Source organism: Cupriavidus yeoncheonensis (assembly GCF_905397275.1).
In the GTDB taxonomy this organism is placed as follows: Bacteria; Pseudomonadota; Gammaproteobacteria; order Burkholderiales; family Burkholderiaceae; genus Cupriavidus; species Cupriavidus yeoncheonensis.
Window position 1 is genome coordinate 308,418 of sequence record NZ_CAJPUY010000003.1, and the last position, 20,545, is coordinate 328,962.

26 protein-coding genes and 1 tRNA gene are annotated in these 20,545 nt (G+C 67.5%); 21 read left to right on the forward strand and 6 right to left on the reverse strand.

Features of this window, described 5'->3' with window-relative positions:
- The first annotated feature begins 50 nt into the window (after window positions 1–50).
- A complete protein-coding gene (locus tag KHO22_RS05800; RefSeq protein WP_211946149.1) occupies window positions 51–1,319 on the forward strand; it encodes a M20/M25/M40 family metallo-hydrolase in 1,269 nt (422 codons plus the stop codon).
- A gap of 284 nt (window positions 1,320–1,603) precedes the next feature.
- Here the strand turns inward: KHO22_RS05800 and KHO22_RS05805 are convergent, their stop codons facing one another.
- Window positions 1,604–2,179: a GNAT family N-acetyltransferase gene (locus KHO22_RS05805; protein WP_211946150.1), complete on the reverse strand. Its 576-nt coding sequence runs from the start codon at window positions 2,177–2,179 to the stop codon at window positions 1,604–1,606.
- Between the two features lie 140 nt (window positions 2,180–2,319).
- On the opposite strand from KHO22_RS05805, the gene arsC reads away from it, so the two are divergent.
- Entirely contained in the window at window positions 2,320–2,679 is a 360-nt protein-coding gene (arsC, locus tag KHO22_RS05810) for an arsenate reductase (glutaredoxin) (RefSeq protein WP_211946151.1), read from the forward strand.
- Between the two features lie 119 nt (window positions 2,680–2,798).
- Here arsC and KHO22_RS05815 read toward each other — a convergent pair whose 3' ends face one another.
- From KHO22_RS05815 to KHO22_RS05825, 3 genes are all read right to left on the reverse strand, one after another.
- Window positions 2,799–3,026 (reverse strand): hypothetical protein, encoded by a 228-nt coding sequence (locus tag KHO22_RS05815; protein ID WP_211946236.1) that lies wholly within the window; start codon window positions 3,024–3,026, stop codon window positions 2,799–2,801.
- Window positions 3,027–3,211: 185 nt separating this feature from the next.
- Entirely contained in the window at window positions 3,212–3,859 is a 648-nt protein-coding gene (locus tag KHO22_RS05820; RefSeq protein ID WP_211946152.1) for a 3'-5' exonuclease family protein, read from the reverse strand.
- Between the two features lie 25 nt (window positions 3,860–3,884).
- The gene (locus KHO22_RS05825; RefSeq protein ID WP_211946153.1) at window positions 3,885–4,535 is read right to left on the reverse strand and encodes an MBL fold metallo-hydrolase; all 651 of its coding nucleotides are present in this window, start codon (window positions 4,533–4,535) and stop codon (window positions 3,885–3,887) included.
- Window positions 4,536–4,795: 260 nt separating this feature from the next.
- On the opposite strand from KHO22_RS05825, the gene KHO22_RS05830 reads away from it, so the two are divergent.
- Complete coding sequence (locus KHO22_RS05830) at window positions 4,796–5,524, forward strand: septal ring lytic transglycosylase RlpA family protein (RefSeq protein ID WP_211946154.1); 729 nt, start codon at window positions 4,796–4,798, stop codon at window positions 5,522–5,524.
- A gap of 65 nt (window positions 5,525–5,589) precedes the next feature.
- Here KHO22_RS05830 and rsmI read toward each other — a convergent pair whose 3' ends face one another.
- Window positions 5,590–6,486, reverse strand: a complete 897-nt coding sequence (rsmI, locus tag KHO22_RS05835) for a 16S rRNA (cytidine(1402)-2'-O)-methyltransferase (protein WP_211946155.1) — start codon at window positions 6,484–6,486, stop codon at window positions 5,590–5,592.
- 11 nt (window positions 6,487–6,497) lie between these two features.
- On the opposite strand from rsmI, the gene KHO22_RS05840 reads away from it, so the two are divergent.
- The 18 genes from KHO22_RS05840 (at window position 6,498) to KHO22_RS05925 (ending at window position 20,187) form a co-directional block, all read left to right on the forward strand.
- The gene (locus KHO22_RS05840; RefSeq protein ID WP_211946156.1) at window positions 6,498–6,881 is read left to right on the forward strand and encodes a YraN family protein; all 384 of its coding nucleotides are present in this window, start codon (window positions 6,498–6,500) and stop codon (window positions 6,879–6,881) included.
- Window positions 6,882–6,997: 116 nt separating this feature from the next.
- On the forward strand, window positions 6,998–7,585 hold the full coding sequence (locus KHO22_RS05845) for a phosphoheptose isomerase (protein ID WP_211946157.1): 588 nt from the start codon (window positions 6,998–7,000) through the stop codon (window positions 7,583–7,585).
- A 31-nt stretch (window positions 7,586–7,616) separates the two neighbouring features.
- Complete coding sequence (locus KHO22_RS05850) at window positions 7,617–8,435, forward strand: BON domain-containing protein (protein WP_211946158.1); 819 nt, start codon at window positions 7,617–7,619, stop codon at window positions 8,433–8,435.
- Window positions 8,436–8,561: 126 nt separating this feature from the next.
- Complete coding sequence (locus tag KHO22_RS05855) at window positions 8,562–8,888, forward strand: c-type cytochrome (protein ID WP_211946159.1); 327 nt, start codon at window positions 8,562–8,564, stop codon at window positions 8,886–8,888.
- 25 nt (window positions 8,889–8,913) lie between these two features.
- Complete coding sequence (locus tag KHO22_RS05860; RefSeq protein ID WP_211946160.1) at window positions 8,914–10,173, forward strand: NAD(P)/FAD-dependent oxidoreductase; 1,260 nt, start codon at window positions 8,914–8,916, stop codon at window positions 10,171–10,173.
- Between the two features lie 101 nt (window positions 10,174–10,274).
- Window positions 10,275–11,174: an EamA family transporter gene (locus tag KHO22_RS05865; RefSeq protein WP_211946161.1), complete on the forward strand. Its 900-nt coding sequence runs from the start codon at window positions 10,275–10,277 to the stop codon at window positions 11,172–11,174.
- A gap of 75 nt (window positions 11,175–11,249) precedes the next feature.
- Window positions 11,250–11,666, forward strand: coding sequence for an ArsR/SmtB family transcription factor (locus KHO22_RS05870; RefSeq protein WP_211946162.1), 417 nt, complete (start codon window positions 11,250–11,252; stop codon window positions 11,664–11,666).
- Window positions 11,667–11,735: 69 nt separating this feature from the next.
- Entirely contained in the window at window positions 11,736–13,085 is a 1,350-nt protein-coding gene (gene soxC, locus KHO22_RS05875) for a sulfite dehydrogenase (protein WP_211946237.1), read from the forward strand.
- Window positions 13,069–14,118: a c-type cytochrome gene (locus KHO22_RS05880; RefSeq protein ID WP_211946163.1), complete on the forward strand. Its 1,050-nt coding sequence runs from the start codon at window positions 13,069–13,071 to the stop codon at window positions 14,116–14,118. Before soxC ends, KHO22_RS05880 begins: the two co-directional genes overlap by 17 nt.
- Window positions 14,119–14,235: 117 nt before the next feature.
- Complete coding sequence (locus KHO22_RS05885) at window positions 14,236–14,562, forward strand: c-type cytochrome (protein WP_211946164.1); 327 nt, start codon at window positions 14,236–14,238, stop codon at window positions 14,560–14,562.
- Between the two features lie 167 nt (window positions 14,563–14,729).
- On the forward strand, window positions 14,730–15,185 hold the full coding sequence (gene soxY / locus KHO22_RS05890) for a thiosulfate oxidation carrier protein SoxY (RefSeq protein WP_211946165.1): 456 nt from the start codon (window positions 14,730–14,732) through the stop codon (window positions 15,183–15,185).
- 46 nt (window positions 15,186–15,231) lie between these two features.
- A complete protein-coding gene (gene soxZ, locus KHO22_RS05895; protein ID WP_211946166.1) occupies window positions 15,232–15,543 on the forward strand; it encodes a thiosulfate oxidation carrier complex protein SoxZ in 312 nt (103 codons plus the stop codon).
- Between the two features lie 76 nt (window positions 15,544–15,619).
- A complete protein-coding gene (locus KHO22_RS05900; RefSeq protein WP_211946167.1) occupies window positions 15,620–16,078 on the forward strand; it encodes a DsrE family protein in 459 nt (152 codons plus the stop codon).
- 76 nt (window positions 16,079–16,154) lie between these two features.
- Window positions 16,155–16,982, forward strand: a complete 828-nt coding sequence (soxA, locus tag KHO22_RS05905) for a sulfur oxidation c-type cytochrome SoxA (RefSeq protein WP_211946168.1) — start codon at window positions 16,155–16,157, stop codon at window positions 16,980–16,982.
- 18 nt (window positions 16,983–17,000) lie between these two features.
- On the forward strand, window positions 17,001–17,675 hold the full coding sequence (soxX, locus tag KHO22_RS05910; RefSeq protein ID WP_211946169.1) for a sulfur oxidation c-type cytochrome SoxX: 675 nt from the start codon (window positions 17,001–17,003) through the stop codon (window positions 17,673–17,675).
- Between the two features lie 10 nt (window positions 17,676–17,685).
- The gene (locus KHO22_RS05915) at window positions 17,686–18,192 is read left to right on the forward strand and encodes a TlpA family protein disulfide reductase (RefSeq protein WP_211946170.1); all 507 of its coding nucleotides are present in this window, start codon (window positions 17,686–17,688) and stop codon (window positions 18,190–18,192) included.
- A 124-nt stretch (window positions 18,193–18,316) separates the two neighbouring features.
- Entirely contained in the window at window positions 18,317–20,038 is a 1,722-nt protein-coding gene (gene soxB, locus KHO22_RS05920) for a thiosulfohydrolase SoxB (RefSeq protein WP_211946171.1), read from the forward strand.
- A gap of 73 nt (window positions 20,039–20,111) precedes the next feature.
- Window positions 20,112–20,187: transfer RNA gene (locus KHO22_RS05925), tRNA-Ala, on the forward strand.
- A gap of 80 nt (window positions 20,188–20,267) precedes the next feature.
- On the opposite strand, the gene KHO22_RS05930 is transcribed toward KHO22_RS05925, so the two are convergent.
- The gene (locus KHO22_RS05930) at window positions 20,268–20,519 is read right to left on the reverse strand and encodes a hypothetical protein (RefSeq protein WP_211946172.1); all 252 of its coding nucleotides are present in this window, start codon (window positions 20,517–20,519) and stop codon (window positions 20,268–20,270) included.
- Window positions 20,520–20,545 lie beyond the last annotated feature (26 nt).

The following is a 20,545-nucleotide window of genomic DNA, read 5'->3' on the forward strand; positions in this document are numbered from 1 at the left end:
CGCGCCTGGAGCGCTTCCTGAAGCTACAGCACAATCCCTGAGAACAAGACATGACCGCACGAGACAATATGAACCCGACCGAAACCACGCTGACGACGTTCATCGACCAGCACCGCCCGCAGCAGGAAGCCTTCCTGGCCGAGCTGGTCAAGGTGCCCTCCGACAACCCGCCGGGCGACTGCGACGCCCATGGCAAGCGCGCCAGGGAACTGCTCGAAGGCCTGGGCTTCACCGTCGAAGCCCACAAGGTGCCTGACGAGCAGGTGAAGGCCGCCGGCATGATCAGCGCCACCAACCTGATCGTGCGCAAGCAGTTCGGCACGGGCGGCCCGGTCATCGCCATGAACGCCCACGGCGACGTGGTGCCTCCGGGCCTGGGCTGGACCAAGGACCCGTACGGCGGTGAGATTGCGGACAGCGAGCACGGCCCGGTCATGTACGGCCGCGGCGTGGCCGTGTCCAAGTCGGACTTCGCCACCTACACCTACGCCGTGCTGGCGCTGATGGAAGCCGAGAAGCAAGGCGCGAAGATCAACGGCGCGGTCGAGCTGCAGTTCACCTACGACGAGGAAACCGGCGGCGACATCGGTCCCAAGTTCCTGCTCGACAACGACCTGAGCAAGGCCGACTACGCGATCTCGGCCGGTTTCTCGTACGGCATCACGTCGTCGCACAACGGCTGCCTGCACGTCGAAGTGACGGTCAAGGGCAAGCAAGGCCACGCCGCCATGCCGCACACCGGCGTGGACGCGATCGAGGCCGCCACGCACATCCTGCAGGCCATCTACGGCCTGCGTGCCGAGCTGGCCACGCGCAAGTCGAAGGTGCCGGGCATCGACACCGCCACGCTGAACGTGGGCCTGATCAAGGGCGGCATCAACACCAACGTGGTGCCGGACCTGGTGACCTTCCGCGTCGACCGCCGCATGATCCCCGAGGAAATCGGCTTCGACGCCGAGGGCGAACTCCGCGCCGTGGTGGAAAAGGCCGCCAAGGACCGTCCGGGCATCGAGGTGAAGGTCGAGCGCATCATCCTGGCCGAGCCGCTGTCGGAACTGCCGGGCGTGGAAAAGCTGATCGGCGCCCTGAAGGGCCGTGCCGAGTCCGTGTTCGGCGTGGACATCCCGGTGCAGGGCGTGCCGCTCTACACCGACGCGCGCCATTACACCAAGCGCGGCATCCCGACGGTGCTGTACGGTGCCGGCCCGCGCACGCTGATGGAAGCGCGCGGCCATAACTCGGACGAGAACCTGCGCCTGAACGACCTGAACCGCGCGACCAAGGTGGTGGCGCTGGCGCTGTCGGACCTGATGAAGTAAGCCTGAACCGCATCAAGTTGAAAGCAGCCCGCAGCGATGCGGGCTGTTTTTGTTTCTGCCCCCGGCCATCGCATGTCACGGACCGACAGCATCACACAACGAATAATGCCTGGCATTTTCCCGATCATGTCATTCATGCAGTCGATGAGTCCGGGCTCGTCGCAGCAGCAGGTACAGCCGCCAGCAGATCGCGATGCACCAAATTGGTGTCGGATGCCTCCGTGACGCGTTGCAGCTGTCGTTCCCCGAAGACTCGGTCGGATCTTGGGTCCGCTCCAATCCGCTCACTCCGGCAGACTGCCGCGCCCAGCCCCAAGCTCGCGCTGCATCAATACCGTATCGATCCACTGCCCATGTTTGAAGCCGACGGCTTCGAGCCGGCCGACCGTGCGGAACCCCAGCCGCTCGTGCACGGCCAGTGATCCGGCGCCTTCGCCGCTGGCCGTGCAGGCGACGACGGCCACCATCTGCCGCCACGGCCCGGTCTCGCAGCGGGCGATCAGTGCTTCCAGCAGCGTCCGTCCCAGGCCCTCGCCGACACAGCGGTGGTCGATGTAGATGGAGTCCTCGATGGCGAAGCGGTAGGCGCTGCGCGCGCGGTACGGCGACGCGTAGGCGTACCCGAGCACCTCGCCGTCGCGCTCCGCCACCAGGTAGGGCAGGCCCTTGCGCCGGACTTCGGCCATGCGCAGTTGCATGTCATCGGCGTTCGGCGGCGTTTCCTCGAACGAGGCCCGGCCATGCACCACGTGATGGGCGTAGATAGCCTGGATGGCCGGCACGTCGGCCGGTCCGGCGTCGCGCAGGGTGAAAGGTTTATGCATCCGGCCGGCGGCGGCCGGCATGGGTGAATTCGTCATGATGGAGGGTGCAGCCGCGATCCGCGCGAGAGTAAATGTGCACGGAAACAGCACAATGCATGCCGAGGCACACAGGCGAACTTGCACTGCGCTGGTGCACGTATATAGTGCGTGATTATTCGACCAGAAGGACACCTGCCATGATCACGATCTATCACAACCCTCGCTGCTCGAAATCGCGCGAAACGCTGGCCATGGTCGAGGCCGCCGCCGAACGCCTCGGCGAACCGGTGGAGATCGTGGAGTACCTGAAGGCGCCGCCGTCGCTGGCGACGCTGCGCCAGCTCCAGACCATGCTGGGCGTGTCCGCGCGCGAGATGATGCGCGACAACGAAGCGCCGTATGCGGAATTGGATCTGGCGGATCCGGGTTTGACCGACGCGGAGTTGCTGGCTGCGGTGGCGGACAATCCTGTTCTGCTGCAGCGGCCCGTGGTGGTACGGAACCGGCGGGCGGTTATCGGGAGGCCGCCGGAAAACGTGGTTTCGTTGCTGGCCTGAAGGTTTGAGGGTTTGAGGAGCCTGTCAGGACAGGCGCCCTCGCCCCGAAATAAAACCGGCCTCCACGAACGTGAAGGCCGGCCCGGTCAGTCAAGCCGAATCGCTTCAGGCGAGTCGTCTCAATGAACACCCAACCAGTGCATGGCTTCCTGACCGAAAGCGATTGCCGCCAGCACCACGAGCAGCACAACCAGCGTGACCGTGCTCACGTACAGGGTTGCCTTGGCGATTTCGGCATCATCGTCCAAGGTGTGGCGGTGCGTGATTTGCGTGTCATTGCGCGCGGCATGCGGCCAATGTATCCGGCCGGCCAGTTCCCTGAAGTGCAGGTCGGTTGGAAAACGCATGATCAACACCTCCTCGACGGGCGCCGCGCAGGCCGGGCGACGGGATGACGCAGACAGATGGCGTGATTGCGCATGGTCCGCGAATCGCAAGTCGTCTGGTTTCACCCGGTGCCGCCACCTGCATCTTTACTATAGGCGGGCTGGGCGCAGATGCCAGCCCGTGCACATGCGCCGCGGCCCGTGACCTAGGGTGCCTGTGGCGGAGGTGAAGGTTCGCTTACATCTGACACCTCGCCAGGAGCCAGTCTGGCCTCGCGCGCACGGACTTCCGCGAGCATGTTGCAGAACAAGGCGCCTTGCTCGAGCGCGTCGTCCAGCGCCACGTGGGTATGGGGCAACGGGTCTTTCCAGGCGTCGGGCAAGGCCGGCTTGACGGTCTTGCGGTACGGCAGCCCGGTCAGCGCGAAGCCCAGCGTCTTGACGTCGAGCGCAGCCCAGCCGAACGGGGAACGGCCGACGAAGCGCATCATGTACCAGAACATCCACGTGAAATCGAAGCCAGCCGGGAAGGCCACGAAGACCGGCTTGCCGGGCAGGCTCTCGACCCATTCGACGTAGCGCGCCAAGGCTTCCTCGGGCCGCTGCAGGTCGCGGCGGCAGGCGGTCCAGGCCTCTGGCTGGGTCTCCCACCATTGCATCTGGACCGGGTGGCCAACCGCGCCCGGCAAGGTTTCGAGGTTTGCCGAGAACGTGCCCACCACGGTCTTGTCGGCCAGCATGGCGGCCGAGGCGAACGACAGCATCGAATGCGGGCCCGGAATCGGCCCGTCGGCCTCGATGTCCGTACTGACGTAGATTTCCGGGCGGGTATCGGGGGCTTGTCGTTTGGCCATGGCACTTGCGGGAACGGCCTGCCGCTCAGGCCACGTCCATGAGGTGATCGGCGACGTACGGGTTGTTGCGGCGTTCCTCGCCGAACGTCGACACCGGGCCGTGGCCGGGGATGAAGGTCACGTCCTCGCCCAGCGGCCACAACTGCGTGCGGATCGAGCGGATCAGGTCGGCATGGTTGCCGCGCGGGAAATCCGTGCGGCCGATCGAGCCGGCGAACAGCACGTCGCCCACCACCGCAAGCCGGTTCGCGCGCGAAAAGAACACCACGTGTCCGGGCGTGTGCCCGGGGCAGTGGTAGACCTCCAGCGTCTCGCCGCCGAACTGGACCGTATCGCCGTCCTGCAGCCAGCGGTCGGGCTCGAACACCTCGGCCTGGCCAAAGCCGAAGCGGCGGGTCTGCTCCGGAAGCTGCTCGATCCAGAAGCGCTCGTCCTCCTGCGGGCCCTCGATCGGGATGCCGAGCTGGCGCGACAGCGCGGCCGCACCGGCGCAGTGGTCCACGTGGCCATGCGTCAGGAAGATCTTTTCCAGCGTCACGCCCTGTTCCTTCACTGCCTCCAGAATGCGATCCAGGTCGCCGCCGGGGTCGCAGACGGCTGCCTTGCCGGTGTGCTCATCGATCAGCAGCGAACAGTTTTGCTGGAAGGGCGTGACGGGGATCAGCAGGACTTTCATGAGTGTTTTTTCGTAGGCCGCGACGGGCTCGGCCGCTTGCGGCGGGTTGTGCGGGCATTGTAGCGCCGGCCGACCTCAAGGCTCGCTCAACGCAGGGAATGTGCTGATTGAGTAACTCGCATTACAACTTTGGCCGTCGGCCGGAAACCCTTGCCAGGCGGTGGATTCCGGGGAATTGACGGGCCATTGGTGCGAGAACGCACATATTTCGTAACAAAATCAAGGGTATAGCCGTAACTGTACGGTGATAGACTCCCGCGATGAACTGGATTCTGCCGATCTCCTCCGGCTGGCAGCGGCTGGCAAAACTGGGCACATGCACGGCATGCGCCGTGGTGCTGGCCGCCTGTGCAACGCCGCCCGAGGGAGGCGATTCGTCGAGCGCGGGGACCTCCGGCGCGGTGCCGACCAAATCTGCCCGCACGCCGAAAACCGCCAGGGCCGACAAGCCCGACACCGGCGGCAGCTGGAACCTCTTTGGTCTCGACCAGGACGACAGCAGCCTGAGCGGCCGTTCGCTGGATGGCTTGCGCGCCGACGTGGGCACGTTCGAGCAGCGCGGCATGGCGTCCTGGTATGGCAAGGGCTTCCATGGCCGCAAGACCGCCAATGGCGAGCGCTTCGACATGCGCGCGATGACCGCGGCCCATCCGTCGCTGCCGCTTGATAGCTGGGTGCTGGTGCGCAACCTGCGCAACAACAAGGTGGCCGTGCTGCGCATCAATGACCGCGGCCCGTACCACGGCAACCGCGTGCTCGACGTTTCCTATGGCGCCGCGCGCCGGCTGGGCTTTGTCGACCACGGCGCCACGCAGGTGGAAATCCGCCGCCTCTCGCGCACCGAAGTTGCCGCGCTGGGTCCGCAATTCGACGCTGGCGGCAATGAAGCCGGCGACGGCGCCGGCGATGACGATGTCGCGGTGCCCGAACTGGCCTCAGGCAAGGCGTCCGCGAAGGGCCGGTCGACGGCCAAGCGCAAGCGCCACTGAGACGGCGCGGGCCGAGCATGCCGCCGCGCGCCCCGCTTCTCCCCTCCGCCTTTCCCCGCTTTCCCTCAGTCCCCGCCGCGCTGCGCCAGCGCCAGCTTGTAGAGCGCATCCGTATCCGCGCCGGTGATCGCGGCGGCCAGCTTGGCCGCACGCTTGGCGGGCAACTCCGCCAGCAGCAACGCCAGGACGCGCTGCGCTTCGGCGTCGGGCGCGCCAATATGGGCGGTCCCCGCTGCACCTTCCACGACCAGAACGAATTCTCCCTTGGCCCGCGTGGCCTCCGCCGCCAGCCATGCGGGCGCCTCGGCCACGGTCATCACCGGGGTCTCCTCGAACAGCTTGGTCAGCTCACGCCCGATCAGCAGCCGGCGCGCGGCTGGCAGCCCGGCTGCCAGCGCGGCGAGCGTTTCGGCAATGCGGTGTGGCGCTTCATACAGGACCCAGGCGTGGTCGAGCGCGGCCAGCGTGGCGATGGCCTCGGCGCGTGCCTTGGCCTTGCTGGGCAGGAAGCCGACAAAGGTAAAACGGCCCGCGCCGGTATCGAGCATCTCGCCGGCGACCGACAGCGCCGCCACGGCGGCACTGGGGCCGGGCAGCGGCACCACGGGCAGGCCCGCGGCGCGCGCCGCCTCGACCAGCCGTGCGCCCGGATCCGAAATACCCGGCGTGCCGGCGTCCGACACATAGGCAATGCGCTCGCCGGCTGCCAGCCGCTGCACGATGCGGCCGGCGGCCTCGCGCTCGTTGTGTTCGTGGACGGCCACCAGCGGCCGCTGCAGGCCCACGCGCGACAGCAGCTGACCGGTATTGCGCGTGTCTTCGCAAGCAATGGCATCGGCCAGGCCCAGCACATGCAGCGCGCGCAGCGACAGGTCCGCCACATTGCCGATCGGGGTCGCCACGATGTACAGCGTGCCGGCCGGGTACGACTGGCCGGCCGCCAGCGAGATCCAGTCACTCATGAGAACTTCCGTTGATTCGATCATTCAAAAGCACGACGCAGGCACGCGGCGCGCTGGCCGAGGACCGCGCGCTTGCCCACCTGCAGCGGCACGGCTTGCAGCCCGTGGTGCGCAATTATCGCTGCAAAGGCGGCGAGATCGACCTGGTCATGCGCACGCCGGACGGCACGCTGGTGTTTGTCGAGGTGCGCCAGCGCAGTGCGGCCGCGTTTGGCGGCGCGGCGGCCAGCGTGACGCCGGCCAAGCAACGGCGCGTGGTGGTGGCGGCGCTGCACTACCTGGCTACGCTGGCGCAGCTGCCGCCGTGCCGGTTCGACGTGGTGGCCCTGGCGCCGGGCCGGCTCGAATGGCTGCCGCACGCCTTCGACCTGGATACCGCGGGCGACCTTTACTGACCGCGGCTGATCGCGGCCGACCGCGGCCGACCGCAGCCAAGGGGCCGCGCTGGTTCATAATGCGCGATATTGCGCGGCACGTGCCGCCACAGCAACAACAAGGCCCCCATCGAGCGATGAGCATCGAAAGCATTCAGCAGCAATTCCTGGACAGCGCCGACACCAAGCGCCAGGCCGCGGCCGTGATGGCGCCGCATATCGACGCCGCCGTGGAACGCATGGTCGGCGCACTGACCAGCGGCAACAAGATCCTTGCCTGCGGCAACGGCGGTTCGGCCGCCGACGCCCAGCATTTCGCCGCCGAACTGGTCGGCCGCTTCGAACGCGAGCGGCCCGGCCTGGCGGCGATCGCGCTGACCACCGACAGCTCGATCCTCACCGCCATCGGCAATGACTACGACTTCAGCATGGTGTTCTCCAAGCAGGTCGAGGCGCTGGGCCAGCCCGGCGACATCCTTCTGGCGCTGTCCACGTCGGGCAATTCCGGCAATGTGATCGCCGCGATCGAAGCCGCGCGCCAGCGCGACATGAGCGTGATCGCGCTGACCGGCAAGGGCGGCGGCAAGATCGGCGCCATGCTCGACGAATTCGATATTCACCTGTGCGTGCCGAGCGAGCGAACAGCGCGCGTCCAGGAAGTCCACCTGCTCACCCTGCATTGCCTGTGCGATGGCATCGACGAGGCATTGCTCGGCGAAGCCTGATCCACCTACCCCAAGCTACAGCAAGGACAGCATGACGAAACTGCCTTTCCAAGCCTCCCGACTGACCCGCATCGCGCTCACCGCAGCCGTGCTCGCCGTCGGCACCACCCAGCTCGCCGGCTGCTTCCCGGTCATGGCCGGCGCCGTGGCCAGTGGCGTGGCGGTTGCCACCGACCGTCGCCCGACCGCCACGCAGACCGTCGACCGCGGCCTGCAGATGGAGGCCGACAGCACGCTGAGCTCGCGCTATAACGGCCAGGCGCGCGTGAGCGTCACCGTGTTCAACCGCAAGGTGCTGTTGACCGGCGAAGCCGCGAACGACAGCGTGAAGCAGCAGGTCGACCAGTATGTGCGCGGCCTGCAGAACGCGCGCGTGGTGGTCAACGAACTCGAGATCGTGTCGTCGCCGTCATTCATGACGCAGAGCCAGGACACCTACCTGACCAGCAAGGTCAAGACCCAGCTGATGACGGCCGAGGGCGTGCCGTCCAACTCCATCAAGGTCACCACCGACAAGAGCGTGGTCTACCTGCTGGGCATCGTCACCACGGCCGAGGGTGACCGCGCCACGGAAGTCGCCCGCAACACCAGCGGCGTCACCAAGGTGGTCAAGGCCTTCGACTACGTGAGCGAAGCCGAGCGCGCGCGCCTGGATCAGGCCTCCACCTCGCAGAATCCGCAGCCGGACGGCACCGTCGGTACGCCGGCGCCCGTGCAATCGGTGCCGGGCGTCGGTGGTCCGGTCAATGCGCCGGCCGACTCGTCGGCCGCCAATGGCGCTGTTGCGACGCCGGTGACGTCGCCGGTGGCTTCCCCGGTGGCCCTGCCTCCGGGCCGCAGCCTGCCCTGAGCAGCATCCGGACCCGGTCAGGCAGCAACGGCTGCCTGACGTCATGCGGATTTCGTTCCGCCCGCCCGCGCGCAATGTGATACGGTAGCCACGCGCCGCCCGCCGGGCGGACCCCGGAGCGAGACCATGACAAGGATCCCCCTGCCCGCGGCGCTGGCCGCGCTGGCCTTGCCGATCGCGTGCGGCACCGCCTCCGCGGCCGACACGGACGCATCGGCGCAGCGCGCCCGCAACCATGCCGCGGCCTGCACCAACTGCCACGGCCCGCAGGGCCGCCCGCCCGCGGGCAGCCCCATTCCCGCGCTGGCCGGCCGCTCCCAGTCCGAACTCGTTTCCCAAATGCAGGCATTCAAGGCCGGCAAGCGCCCGGCGACCGTCATGCATCAGATTGCCAGGGGCTACAGCGACGATCAGATCACTGCGATCGCGGCGTGGTTTGCCGCCGTCAGGTAAGGGGTAAGGGATACGGGGGGGCACCATGCAACGACGCAACTTTCTGAAGGCGGCGGCCGGCGCCGCTGCACTGGGTACGCTGGGCGCGCACGCGACCGCTCCGGCGAAGGTGGTCGTGGTCGGCGGCGGCTACGGCGGCGCGACCGCGGCGCGCTACCTGCGCGAATGGAGCGGCCAGACGATCGACGTCACGCTGGTGGAGCCCAATGCGGCCTTCGTCTCTTGTCCGCTGTCCAACCTTGTGATCGGCGGCAGCCGGCGCATGGAGGACATCACCGTGTCCTACGACGCGCTGGTGCGCCGCCACGGCGTGAAGCTCGCGCGCGACAGCGCCGTGGCCATCGACGCCGCCCGGCGCACGGTCCGCCTGGCCGGCGGCGCGATGCTGCCCTATGACCGCCTGGTGCTGTCGCCCGGCGTCGACATGATCAGCGACGCACTGCCCGGGCTGCAGCAGCGCGGCGGCGACCAGATCCTGCACGCCTGGAAAGCGGGCCCGCAGACGCTGGCGCTGCGCCGCCAGCTCGAAGCCATGCCGGACGGCGGCACCTTTGCGATCAGCATCCCGCTCGCGCCTTACCGCTGCCCGCCCGGCCCCTACGAGCGGGCCTGCCAGGTGGCGCACTATTTCAGCCGCCACAAGCCGCGCAGCAAGGTGCTGATCCTCGATGCCAATCCGGACATCACCTCGAAGGCGGCGCTGTTCCGGCAGGTCTGGGGCACGCAGTACCAGGGCATGGTGGAGTACCGGCCGCAGTACAACGCCGTCGATGTCGACGCCGCCAGTCGCACGCTCAAGTTCGACGTGCAGGATGACGAACGGGCCGACGTGCTCAACGTGCTGCCACCGCAGCGTGCCGGCGCAATTGCCGTGTCGGCCGGGCTGGCCACCGCCAATGGCCGCTGGTGCGAGGTGGATTTCCTGACCTTCGAATCGCTTGCGGTGCCGAATATCCATGTGCTCGGCGACGCCATCCAGATCGCGCCGCTGATGCCCAAGTCCGGGCATATGGCCAACCAGCACGGCAAGGTCGCGGCGGCGGCCATCGTTGCGCTGCTCTCGGGCGACACGCCCGACGCCGAGCCGCTATACAACAACACTTGCTACAGCTTTACGTCGGACCGCGAGGCGGTGCACGTGGCGAGTGTGCATCGCTACGATGCAGCGCAGAAGACCATGGTCACGGTGCCTGGCTCGGGCGGGCTGTCGGCTGCGCCGAACGTGCCGGAAGGGGATTTCGCCCTGGCGTGGGCCAAGGGCATCTGGGCTGACATGCTGAGCTAGTCGGCTCCGCATAAACCGCAGGAACGTGCAATGCCCCGGCCCGCAGCGCTGCTACGCTGTAGCTTTCCGATCTGCCCCCCGCGCAGCCACGCGCCGTCCCCATGCAACCCAAAGACCGCCTCCTCGCCCTGGCCATCGTCTGCGTCTGGGGCATCAACTTCGTTGTCATCAAGGTTGGGCTGGCGGGGGTTCCGCCGATGCTGCTGGGCGCGCTGCGCTTCTGCCTGGTGGCGTTCCCGGCCATCTTCTTCGTCCCGCGCCCGCGCGTGCCGCTGCGCATGTTGCTGGCCTATGGCGCGACCATCAGCCTCGGGCAGTTCGCCTTCCTGTTCTATGCCATGGCAGTCGGCATGCCGGCCGGGCTGGCGTCGCTCGTGCTGCAGTCGCAGGTCTTCTTCACGGTGGGCATCGCCGCGCTGTGGCTCGGCGAGCCGGTGCGCTGGCACAACCTGGCCGGGATGCTGGTGGCCGCATGCGGACTCGTGCTGATCGGCACGGGCGCTGCAACGGGTACGGCCCCGGGGGGCATGAGCGTCGCCGGGTTCCTGCTGACGCTGTGCGCGGCGGCCTGCTGGGCGAGCGGCAATATCGTCAGCAAGAAGATCGGCCCGGTCGACCTGCTGGGGCTGGTGGTCTGGGCGGCGCTGATCCCGATTGTGCCGTTCGCGCTGCTGTCGCTGTGGTTCGAAGGGCCGACGCGCATCGCGGCAAGCCTCACCCATGTCTCCGGCGCGGCAGTGTTCGCCGTGCTGTACCTGGCCTTTGCCGCGACCGTGTTCGGCTACACCATGTGGGGCCGGTTGCTGACCCGCTACCCGGCCAGCCAGGTGGCGCCGCTTACGCTGCTGGTGCCAGTGGTGGGGCTGGTGGCCGCGCACGGGCTGCTCGGCGAAGACCTGTCGGTGGCCCAGTGGCTCGGCGCCGCCGTGGTCATGGCGGGCCTGCTGCTCAATGTCTTCGGTGGCCGGCTGTGGGTGGGCCGGCGCTTCGCGCGCCGCTGATCACGCGACGGTTCTGGTGCCGCCGTGCGACTGGCGGCACAATCCTGCTGTTCTGCATCAATGGGTAAACACTATATGCGCAATCACGCATATACGAATATATTGGACGGCATGGAAGAGCTGGATCGCGTGTTCGAGAAGGTGTCGGGGTATTTCAGCCTGCTGGCGGAGCCTACGCGGCTGAAGATCCTGCACGCCCTGTGCGATGGCGAGAAGCCGGTGAACACGGTGGTGGAGACGGTGGGTTCGTCACAGACCAATGTGTCGCGGCATCTCAACGCGATGTACCGCTCGGGCGTGCTGTCGCGCCGCAAGGAGGCGAACCTCGTGTACTACGCCATTGCGGACGAAAGCGTGGTGGAGTTGTGCCGCACGGTCTGCGTGCAGGTGGCCAGCCGGCTGGAGGACAATGCCCTGGCCTCCGGCGCGGTGAACCGCTTCATGGCCCAGCCCGAACCGCCACCCGCCCGGCGGCGCAAGGCCGCGCAGTAGCCTGGCTCTTCCTGCAGACCGCATCAGAACAGGCGCGCCGCCATGGCGAGCGCGCCGGAGGAGACGGCATTGCAGGAACGGAATCCGCGCGGGCGCATCGTGTCCGCGCCCGAGCACTTCGTCAGCACCACGCTGCAGCAGGACATCGCCCGGCACGGCCTGGACAGTCCGCGCCGCGACTTCCTGCGCAAGAGCTTCCTTGGCGCGGCCGCCGGGATTGCCGCAGCCGGGCCGGGCCGGCGCGCCCTGGCCGCAGATGGCGATCCCGCCATCCTGGAACCGCAGCCATGGGCCACATCCCTGGGCCAGCCGGTGGCGGCGCGGCCGTACGGACAGCCTTCGGTCCATGAGAAAAACCTGGTGCGGCGCGAGTCGCCCGGCCTGACTCGGGTAGCGGCGGCTTCGGTCGCGTTCGCGCCGCTGCAGGGGCTGTTCGGCATCATCACGCCCAGCGGCCTGCATTTCGAGCGGCACCACCAGGGCTGGCAGGACATCGACCCCGGCCGCCACCGCCTGATGATCAATGGGCTGGTCAAGGCGCCGCGCGTCTATACGATGGATGACCTGATGCGCCTGCCGTCGGTGTCGCGCATGCATTTCATCGAATGCGGCGCCAATACCGGCATGGAATGGGGCAACGTGGCGGTGCCGACGGTGCAGTACACCCACGGCATGCTGTCGTGCTGCGAATTCACCGGCGTGCCGCTCAAGGTGCTGCTGGACGACGCCGGCGCGGACCTGCGCCGCGGCAAATACCTGCTGGCCGAAGGTGGCGACGGCTCCGGCATGACGCGCACCATCCCGATGGAGCTGGCCGACGAGATCATCGTCGCCTGGGGCATGAACGGCGAGATGCTGCGCCCCGAGAACGGCTACCCGCTGCGGCTGGTGGTGCCGGGGGTGCAGGGTGTGTCGTGGGTCAAGTGGCTGCGCCGGCTGGAACTGGGTGACCAGCCCTGGAACGCCAAGGACGAGACCATCCACTACGTGGACATGATGCCGGACGGCAAGCTGCGCCAGTACTCATCGATCCAGGAATGCAAGTCCGTCATCACCTCGCCGTCGGGCGGCCAGCAGATGGTCGGCAAGGGCTTCTACAACATCAGCGGGCTGGCGTGGTCCGGACGCGGACGCGTGCGCCGAGTGGATGTCTCGACCGACGGCGGGCGCAACTGGCGCACGGCACGGCTGGAAACGCCGGTGCTGTCCAAGTGCCTGACGCGCTTCAACCTGGACTGGAACTGGGACGGCGGGCCGGCCATCCTGCAAAGCCGCGCGATCGACGAAACCGGCTACGTGCAGCCGAAGATGGCGCAGTTGCGCGCGGTGCGCGGCACCCGCTCGATCTATCACAACAATGCCATCCAGAGCTGGCAGGTGGCCCAGAGCGGGGAGGTGTCCAATGTCCACGTGGGCTGACACGGCGCGCACGCTGGCGCTGGTGGCCGGCTGCGTGGCCCCGGCGGCCTGGGCCGGCACGGCAGACACTGCCGCGGCGCGCGCGGCGCTGGGCCGCACCGCGACCGCGGCCGAAGTCGCGGCCTGGGATATCGACGTGCGCCCGGATTTTCAGGGTCTGCCCAAGGGTAGCGGCACGGTGGCGCAGGGGCAGAAGGTCTGGGACGGCAAGTGCGCGTCGTGCCACGGCGACTTCGGCGAATCGAACGAAGTCTTCGCGCCCATCGTGGGCGGCACCACGGCCGACGATATCCGCCGCGGCCGCGTCGCCGCGATGACCGGCAACCAGCCGTACCGCACCACGCTGATGAAGGTAAGCACGGTCAGCACGCTGTGGGACTACATCCACCGCGCCATGCCGTGGAATGCGCCGAGGAGCCTGAGTGCCGACGATGTCTATGCCGTCACGGCGTACCTGCTGAACCTGGGCGAGATCGTACCGGCCGACTTCACACTGTCGGACGCCAATATCGCCGAAGTGCAGCGCAAGATGCCGAACCGCAACGGCATGACCACGGACCACGGCATGTGGCCGGGCCGCGGCCATCCGGATACGCACAACACGGCTTGCATGAAGGACTGCGAAGCAAACGTGAAGGTGGTCTCGGCCATGCCGGCATACGCGCGCGATTCGCACGGCGACCTGTCGCAGCAGCAGCGCGCTTTCGGGCCGACGCGCGGCGTGGCGGCGCTGGCTTCCGCACAAGCCGTATCGGTCGCCGCGGCGCCGGTGGCGACCGTGGCGCCCGGCGCCAGGCTGACCGGCCAGTACCAGTGCATGGCGTGCCATGCGCTTGACCGCAAAGTGGTGGGGCCGTCATTTTCGGAGATCGCCGGCAAATATCGCGGGCAGGGTGACGCCCACGCCGCGCTGGAGCGTAAGGTCAAGATGGGCGGACAGGGCGCCTGGGGCAGCGTGCCGATGCCGCCGCAGCCACAGATCCCCGATTCGGACATCCGTGCCATGGTGGGGTGGATTCTTGAGGCAAAATAGCGGGCTGGCCGCTGGAGTGCCCCCAGGCGGCGGCCAGAGTGTGTCGCGCCGCAGCGCAGTCCGGTTGTGGCGTTGCCTTTGCCGTCCCCACGGCTTTACAGAGCTTGGAGCTTAATAATGAAGCAGTTTGTCATCGCAGCGCTGATGCTGGGCGCCGCCGCATCGGCCCACGCGGTCGATGCCGCCAAGGCACAGGAGATCGCCAACAAGAACGCCTGCATGGGTTGCCACCAGGTCGACAAGAAGCTGGTCGGCCCCGCCTACAAGGACGTGGCCGCCAAGTACAAGGGCGACAAGAACGCCCTTGCGACCCTGACCAAGAAGGTCAAGGCCGGTGGTTCGGGCGTGTGGGGTCCGGTGCCGATGCCGGCCAACACCGGTCTGAGCGACGCTGACGCGAAGACCGTGGTGGAGTGGGTCCTGGCTGGCGCGCCGGCCAAGTAAGCACGGCCCGCAAGGGCCAACGCACCGATGCAACAGGCCGGCCGGCATCCGCCGCGCGGGCCTGGACACAGAGCACAGCGGCCGGCCAAGCACCGGCCGCATGCAGGAAGCACCGCCCCAAGCGGTCAACCACGAGTGGGAACGGAGTAGCTGGAGAGCTGACCACAATGAATTCAAAACGACGAGAAGTACTGCGGGTCACCGCTGTCCTGTCGCTGATGGCCGCAACGGGCCTGATCACCGAAGCGCAGGCAGCCGAGTGGAACAAGACCGCTTTTGACGGCAAGAGCGTGGCCGAGGTCATCAAGGCCCTGGGTGGCAGCGGCACCGAAAAGAGCACCGCCATCACCTTCAACGCCCCGGACATCGCCGAGAACGGCGCCGTGGTGCCGGTGGCCGTGACCAGCACGATCCCGGATACCGAGCAGATCGCCATCCTGGTCGAAAAGAACCCGAACACGCTGGCCGCGGATTTCGTGATCCCGGCGGGCACCGAACCGTTCGTCTCCACGCGCGTGAAGATGGGCCAGACCTCCGTGGTGCATGCCGCGGTCAAGGCCGGCGGCAAGTGGTACGTGGCATCCAAGGAAATCAAGGTCACCTTGGGCGGCTGCGGCGGCTGAGCCCCGCGCCCCGCCACACCACGATCATCTGCAACAGGAGAGAGCAATGGCAGACCCGATGCGCGTACGCGCCACCGAGAACGGCGGCGTGGTAGACGTCAAGATTCTGATGAAGCACGACATGGAAACCGGCCAGCGCAAGGACAGCGCCGGCAAGACTGTTCCGGCGTGGCATATCCAGACCGTAAGCGCCCAGTGCAAGGGCAAGGAAGTGTTCCGCGCCCAGTTCGGCCCGGCGGTATCCAAGGACCCGTTCCTGAACTTCAAGTTCAAGGGCGGCGCCAAGGGCGACAAGGTCGCCGTGACCTGGATCGACAACCGCGGCGACAAGCGCACCGACGAAGCGACGATCGCCTGATACGCCTGATACCAGCCCGGCGCGCGCGGCTGTCGTCTGCTATGGTTCTGGTCGGAAACTGACCTCGGGAACAATCATGCGGCGAGCATTCATTCGGGCATCGGCGGCACTGGCCGCCATCGGACTGGCGGCAAAGGCGGCGGCGCAGGCAGCGCCGGCGGCGTCGGCAGGCAAGGGCGGGCGCGTCAAGGTGGTGTACCAGCTATCGGAAGGCATCGACCAGGCGGTGCGCGCGATGGGCAACCTGCGCAACCACCTGAACGGCGCCCCGGGCACGAAGCTGGTCGTGGTCGCGTTCGGCTACGGTGTGGATTTCCTGCTGGAAGGCGCCAAGGACGCGCGCGGCAACACGTTTGACGGCCCGGTGGGCGCGCTGGCTTCGGCCGGCGTGGAGTTCCGCGTCTGCCGCAATACGTTGACGGCACGCAAGATTTCCGAATCGAGCCTGCTGATGGAATCGAAGATCGTACCGGCCGGCGTGGTGGAGATCGCCCGCCTGCAGTTTGACGAAGGCTACGCCTACATCAAGCCTTGAGGACGGCCCGGGCTCCGGAAGGCCCGGCGACAGAAGAATGACCGGCGCGCGAGCGGCCGGGAGGAGAAGCCCCCCAATGACCAAGATCCGACGCCTGGCCACGGGCGCCGCGCTGGCCGCGGCCGGCGCCACCGCGCTGACCCTGGCGGCCGCCGTGCACGCGCAGGGCAGCACCGCCGACGAAATCGCCAAGTACCGCCAGATGCTGGCCGAAGGCAATCCCGCCGAGCTGTGGGAAGCCGCCGGCGAAGAGCTGTGGAAAAAGCCAGCCGGCCCGAAGAACGTCTCGCTCGAACAATGCGACCTGGGCAAGGGCCCGGGCGTGACCAAGGGCGCCTACGCGGAACTGCCGCGCTACTTCAAGGACACCGGCAAGGTGATGGACCTGGAGCAGCGCCTGGCTTATTGCCGCGTGACACTGCAGGGCCTGACCAGGGAAGAGGCGATGGCCAACCCGTTCTCGTCGTCGGGCAAGCCGTCGGACATCGAGCGCCTGGCCTCGTACCTGACCGCCGAATCGCGCGGCGTGAAGATGAACGTCCAGCTCGGCCACCCGGAAGAGCAGCGCACCTACGCGCTCGGCCAGAAGATGTTCTTCTACCGCGGCGGCGCCTATGATTTTGCCTGCGCCACCTGCCACGCGGTGGACGGCCAGCGCATCCGCCTGCAGGACCTGCCCAACCTGCTGACCGAGAAGGGCGCGCAGGCGGCCTACACGACGTGGCCCGCGTACCGTGTCTCGCAGGGCGAGGTACGCACCATGCAGCACCGCCTGTATGACTGCCTGCGCCAGCAGCGCTTTCCCGAGCCGGCCTACGGTTCGGACGTGATCACCGCCCTCACCATGTTCCTGGCCAGGAACGCCAACGGCGGCACCTACGATGGCCCTGCCATGAAGCGCTGACGAGCCCGGGAGACAGACATGCAAGCATTCACCAAGCAATACGGCGTGTGGGCGGCCGCCGCGCTGGCGCTGGCCGCCAGCACCGGCGCCATCGCGCAGGACAGCGCCAAGGCCAAGCCGGCGGCGAAAGCCAAGGCAAGCGCCGTCAGCGCCGCCGACATGAAGCACCTGATCGAAGGCTCGTTCTCCTCGAAGGGGCCGGCCACCGTCGAAGGCGTGCTCAACCAGGACGCCATGCAGCAGGCCTGCAGCCAGTACCCGGACCGCTCCAAGGTGCCGGCGGCCACGGCAAAGAAGATCGAAGCCGCGGAACTGAAGCAGGTCAAGTATCCCGGCGACGGCAAGTGGCTCGGCGACTGGAAGGAAGGCGAGAAGGTCGCGCAGAACGGCCGCGGCATGCAGTTCTCGGACCAGGTCGGCGGCACCAACGGCGGCAACTGCTACGCGTGCCACCAGATGACCAAGGCGGAGATCTCGTTCGGCAATATCGGCCCGTCGCTGTACCAGTACGGCAAGCTGCGCGGCAATTCCGAAGACGTGGTCAAGTACACCTGGGGCAAGATCTGGGACTCCAGCGCCTATGCGGCCTGCTCCAACATGCCGCGCTTCGGCCACAAGGGCATCCTGACCGAAACGCAGATCCGCGACGTGATGGCGCTGCTGCTGGACCCGGCCTCGCCGGTCAACCAGTAAGGGCACGGGCATGCTGCGCGCCCGCGCCACTTTCACCGGCGTCATCGCGTGGCTGCTGGCCTTCGGCCTGATGGCCGGAGCCGGCAGCGCCGGCGCGCTGGAGGTCGGCGACACCGTGCGGTTGCCCGATATGCAGACGCTCGATGGCCGCACTGTCAGCGCGGCAGCGCTGGCCGGCAAGCCGCTGATCGTGGAGGTGTGGGCCTCCTGGTGCCCGTTCTGCGCCATGCAGAACCCGCGCCTGCAGAAGCTCTACGAGCGCACGCGCGGCACGCCGCTGCAGGTGCTGACCATCAGCATCGACAAGGACCCGCGCGCGGCGGCCGAGTACCTGCGCAAGCGCGGCTACACCTTCCCGGTCACCATGGACTCGCCGGCGTTGCGCAGCGCCATCAGCCCGCGCAAGGGCCTGCCGGAGCTGTATGTGATCGACGCGCGCGGGCGCGTGGTGCAGAAGGAAGTGGGCGAGATGCTCGAGGACGAGGTCGCGGCGCTCGACCGTTACGCCAGGCCCTGAACATTGCCTTGCCGTGCGCGGTCGCCAATCCGCGCACGGCCAACTTGAAACGATGCCGGAACGCCCCTGCATGCCTTGCAGGGGTGCCGACCGGCACGCCGATTCCACAGGAAGAGACGACGACATGAACCGACGCGAGTTCCTGCAGGTGCTGGCCATTGCCGGCGCCGGCGGCATGAGCTTCCCCGCCAGCGCGGCCCAGGCGGCGAAATCCGCTGAGGCCATGTACGACCTGCCGCGCTTCGGCAATGTCCACCTGCTGCATTTCACCGATTGCCATGCGCAGCTGCGGCCGGTGTACTTCCGCGAACCCAACGTCAACCTTGGCATCGGCGGCTATGCGGGCAAGCCGCCCCACCTTGTCGGCGACGCGCTGCTGCGCCACTACGGCATCCGCCCCGGCACGCCGCAGGCGCACGCGTTCACCTACCTGGACTTCACCGAGGCCGCGCAGCGCTATGGCAAGGTCGGCGGGTTTGCCCACCTGGCCACGCTGGTCAAGCGCATGAAGGCCAGCCGGCCGGGCGCGCTGCTGCTCGATGGCGGCGACACCTGGCAGGGCTCCGCCACCGCGCTGTGGACCAAGGGCCAGGACATGGTCGACGCGGCGCTGGCGCTCGGTGTCAACGTCATGACGCCGCACTGGGAAATGACGCTCGGCGCCGACCGCGTCAAGGAGATCGTCGAGAAGGACTTCAAGGACAAGGTCTCGTTCCTGGCGCAGAACATCAAGACCAACGACTTCGGCGACCCGGTCTTCGACCCCTACGTGATGCGCGACATCAACGGCGTCGCGGTCGCCATCATCGGCCAGGCCTTTCCGTACACGCCGATCGCCAACCCGCGCTACTTCGTGCCGGACTGGACCTTCGGCATCCAGGAAGAGAACCTGCAGCAGGTTATCGACGACGCGCGCAGCAAGGGCGCCCAGGTGGTGGTGCTGCTGTCGCACAACGGCATGGACGTCGATCTGAAGCTGGCCTCGCGCGTGCGCGGGCTCGACGCGATCCTGGGCGGCCACACCCATGACGGCATGCCGGCGCCTGTGCCGGTGAAGAACGCGGGGGGCACCACGCTGGTCACCAACGCGGGCTCCAACGGCAAGTTCCTTGGCGTGCTGGACTTCGACGTGAAGAACGGCAAGGTGACGGATTTCCGCTACCGCCTGCTACCGGTGTTCGCCAACTACCTGCCGGCCGACCCGGCCATGGACGCGCTGATCAGGAAGGTCCGCGCGCCGTACGAACAGAAGCTCGGCGAAGTGCTGGCGGTGAACCGCGGCCTGCTGTACCGGCGCGGCAATTTCAACGGCACCTTCGACCAGCTCATCCTGGACGGCCTGATGGAAGTGCAGGGCGCGCAGATCGCGTTCTCGCCGGGCTTCCGCTGGGGCACCACGCTGCTGCCGGGCGAGGCCATCACCATGGAACACCTGATGGACCAGACCGCCATCACCTACCCGTACACCACGGTAACGGACATGAGCGGCGAGACCATCAAGACCATCCTCGAAGATGTGGCCGACAACCTGTTCAATCCGGACCCGTACTACCAGCAGGGCGGCGACATGGTGCGCGTGGGCGGCCTGCAATACACCATCGACCCGAACGCGGGCATGGGCAGGCGCATCAGCGACATGCGCCTGAACGGCCAGCCATTGGACGCTGGCAAGACCTACAAGGTGGCCGGCTGGGCGCCGGTGGCCGAAGAAGCGCGCCAGACGGGCGGTGCCCCGATCTGGGATGTCATGGCCCAGTGGCTGCGCGCCAGCAAGGAAGTCAGCGCCCGCCCGCTGAACCAGCCGCGCGTGGTCGGCATGGACCGAAATCCGGGCATGGCGGCGTGATGTTGCGCGGGATCATCACCCGGCGGGTACGGATTGAAGCGTTAAACGGAAGTACGCTACAATCGTCCGCGATGGGCCGATAGCTCAGCTGGGAGAGCGCTGCGTTCGCAATGCAGAGGTCGGGAGTTCGATCCTCCTTCGGTCCACCAGATACAAAAAGGGCTCGGAATTCGTTCCGAGCCCTTTTCTTCTTTCGTTTGTCTTTTTTCCCCGGCGAACCCATGCGGCGTCACGCCACCCGCGGTCCCCGCTTTGCCTTCATCGCAGAAGGCCGTACCTGTTGCAGCGCCCGCAATGACTGCAGCGCATCTTCCACGGCCTCGATGCCGTCACGCAGCCGCGCCGTGGCATAGCCGAGCCGGCTTTGCGTATCCGGGTCCGGCGCGGACAGGTGCTCGAGCGCATCGACTTCCGCCTGCATCTGGCCGATCAGGCGGCGCAATTGGGATGTGCTGTGCGAAGCAAGCGAGCGGATTGCCATGCGAACTCCTTGGACGTCGACGTCGG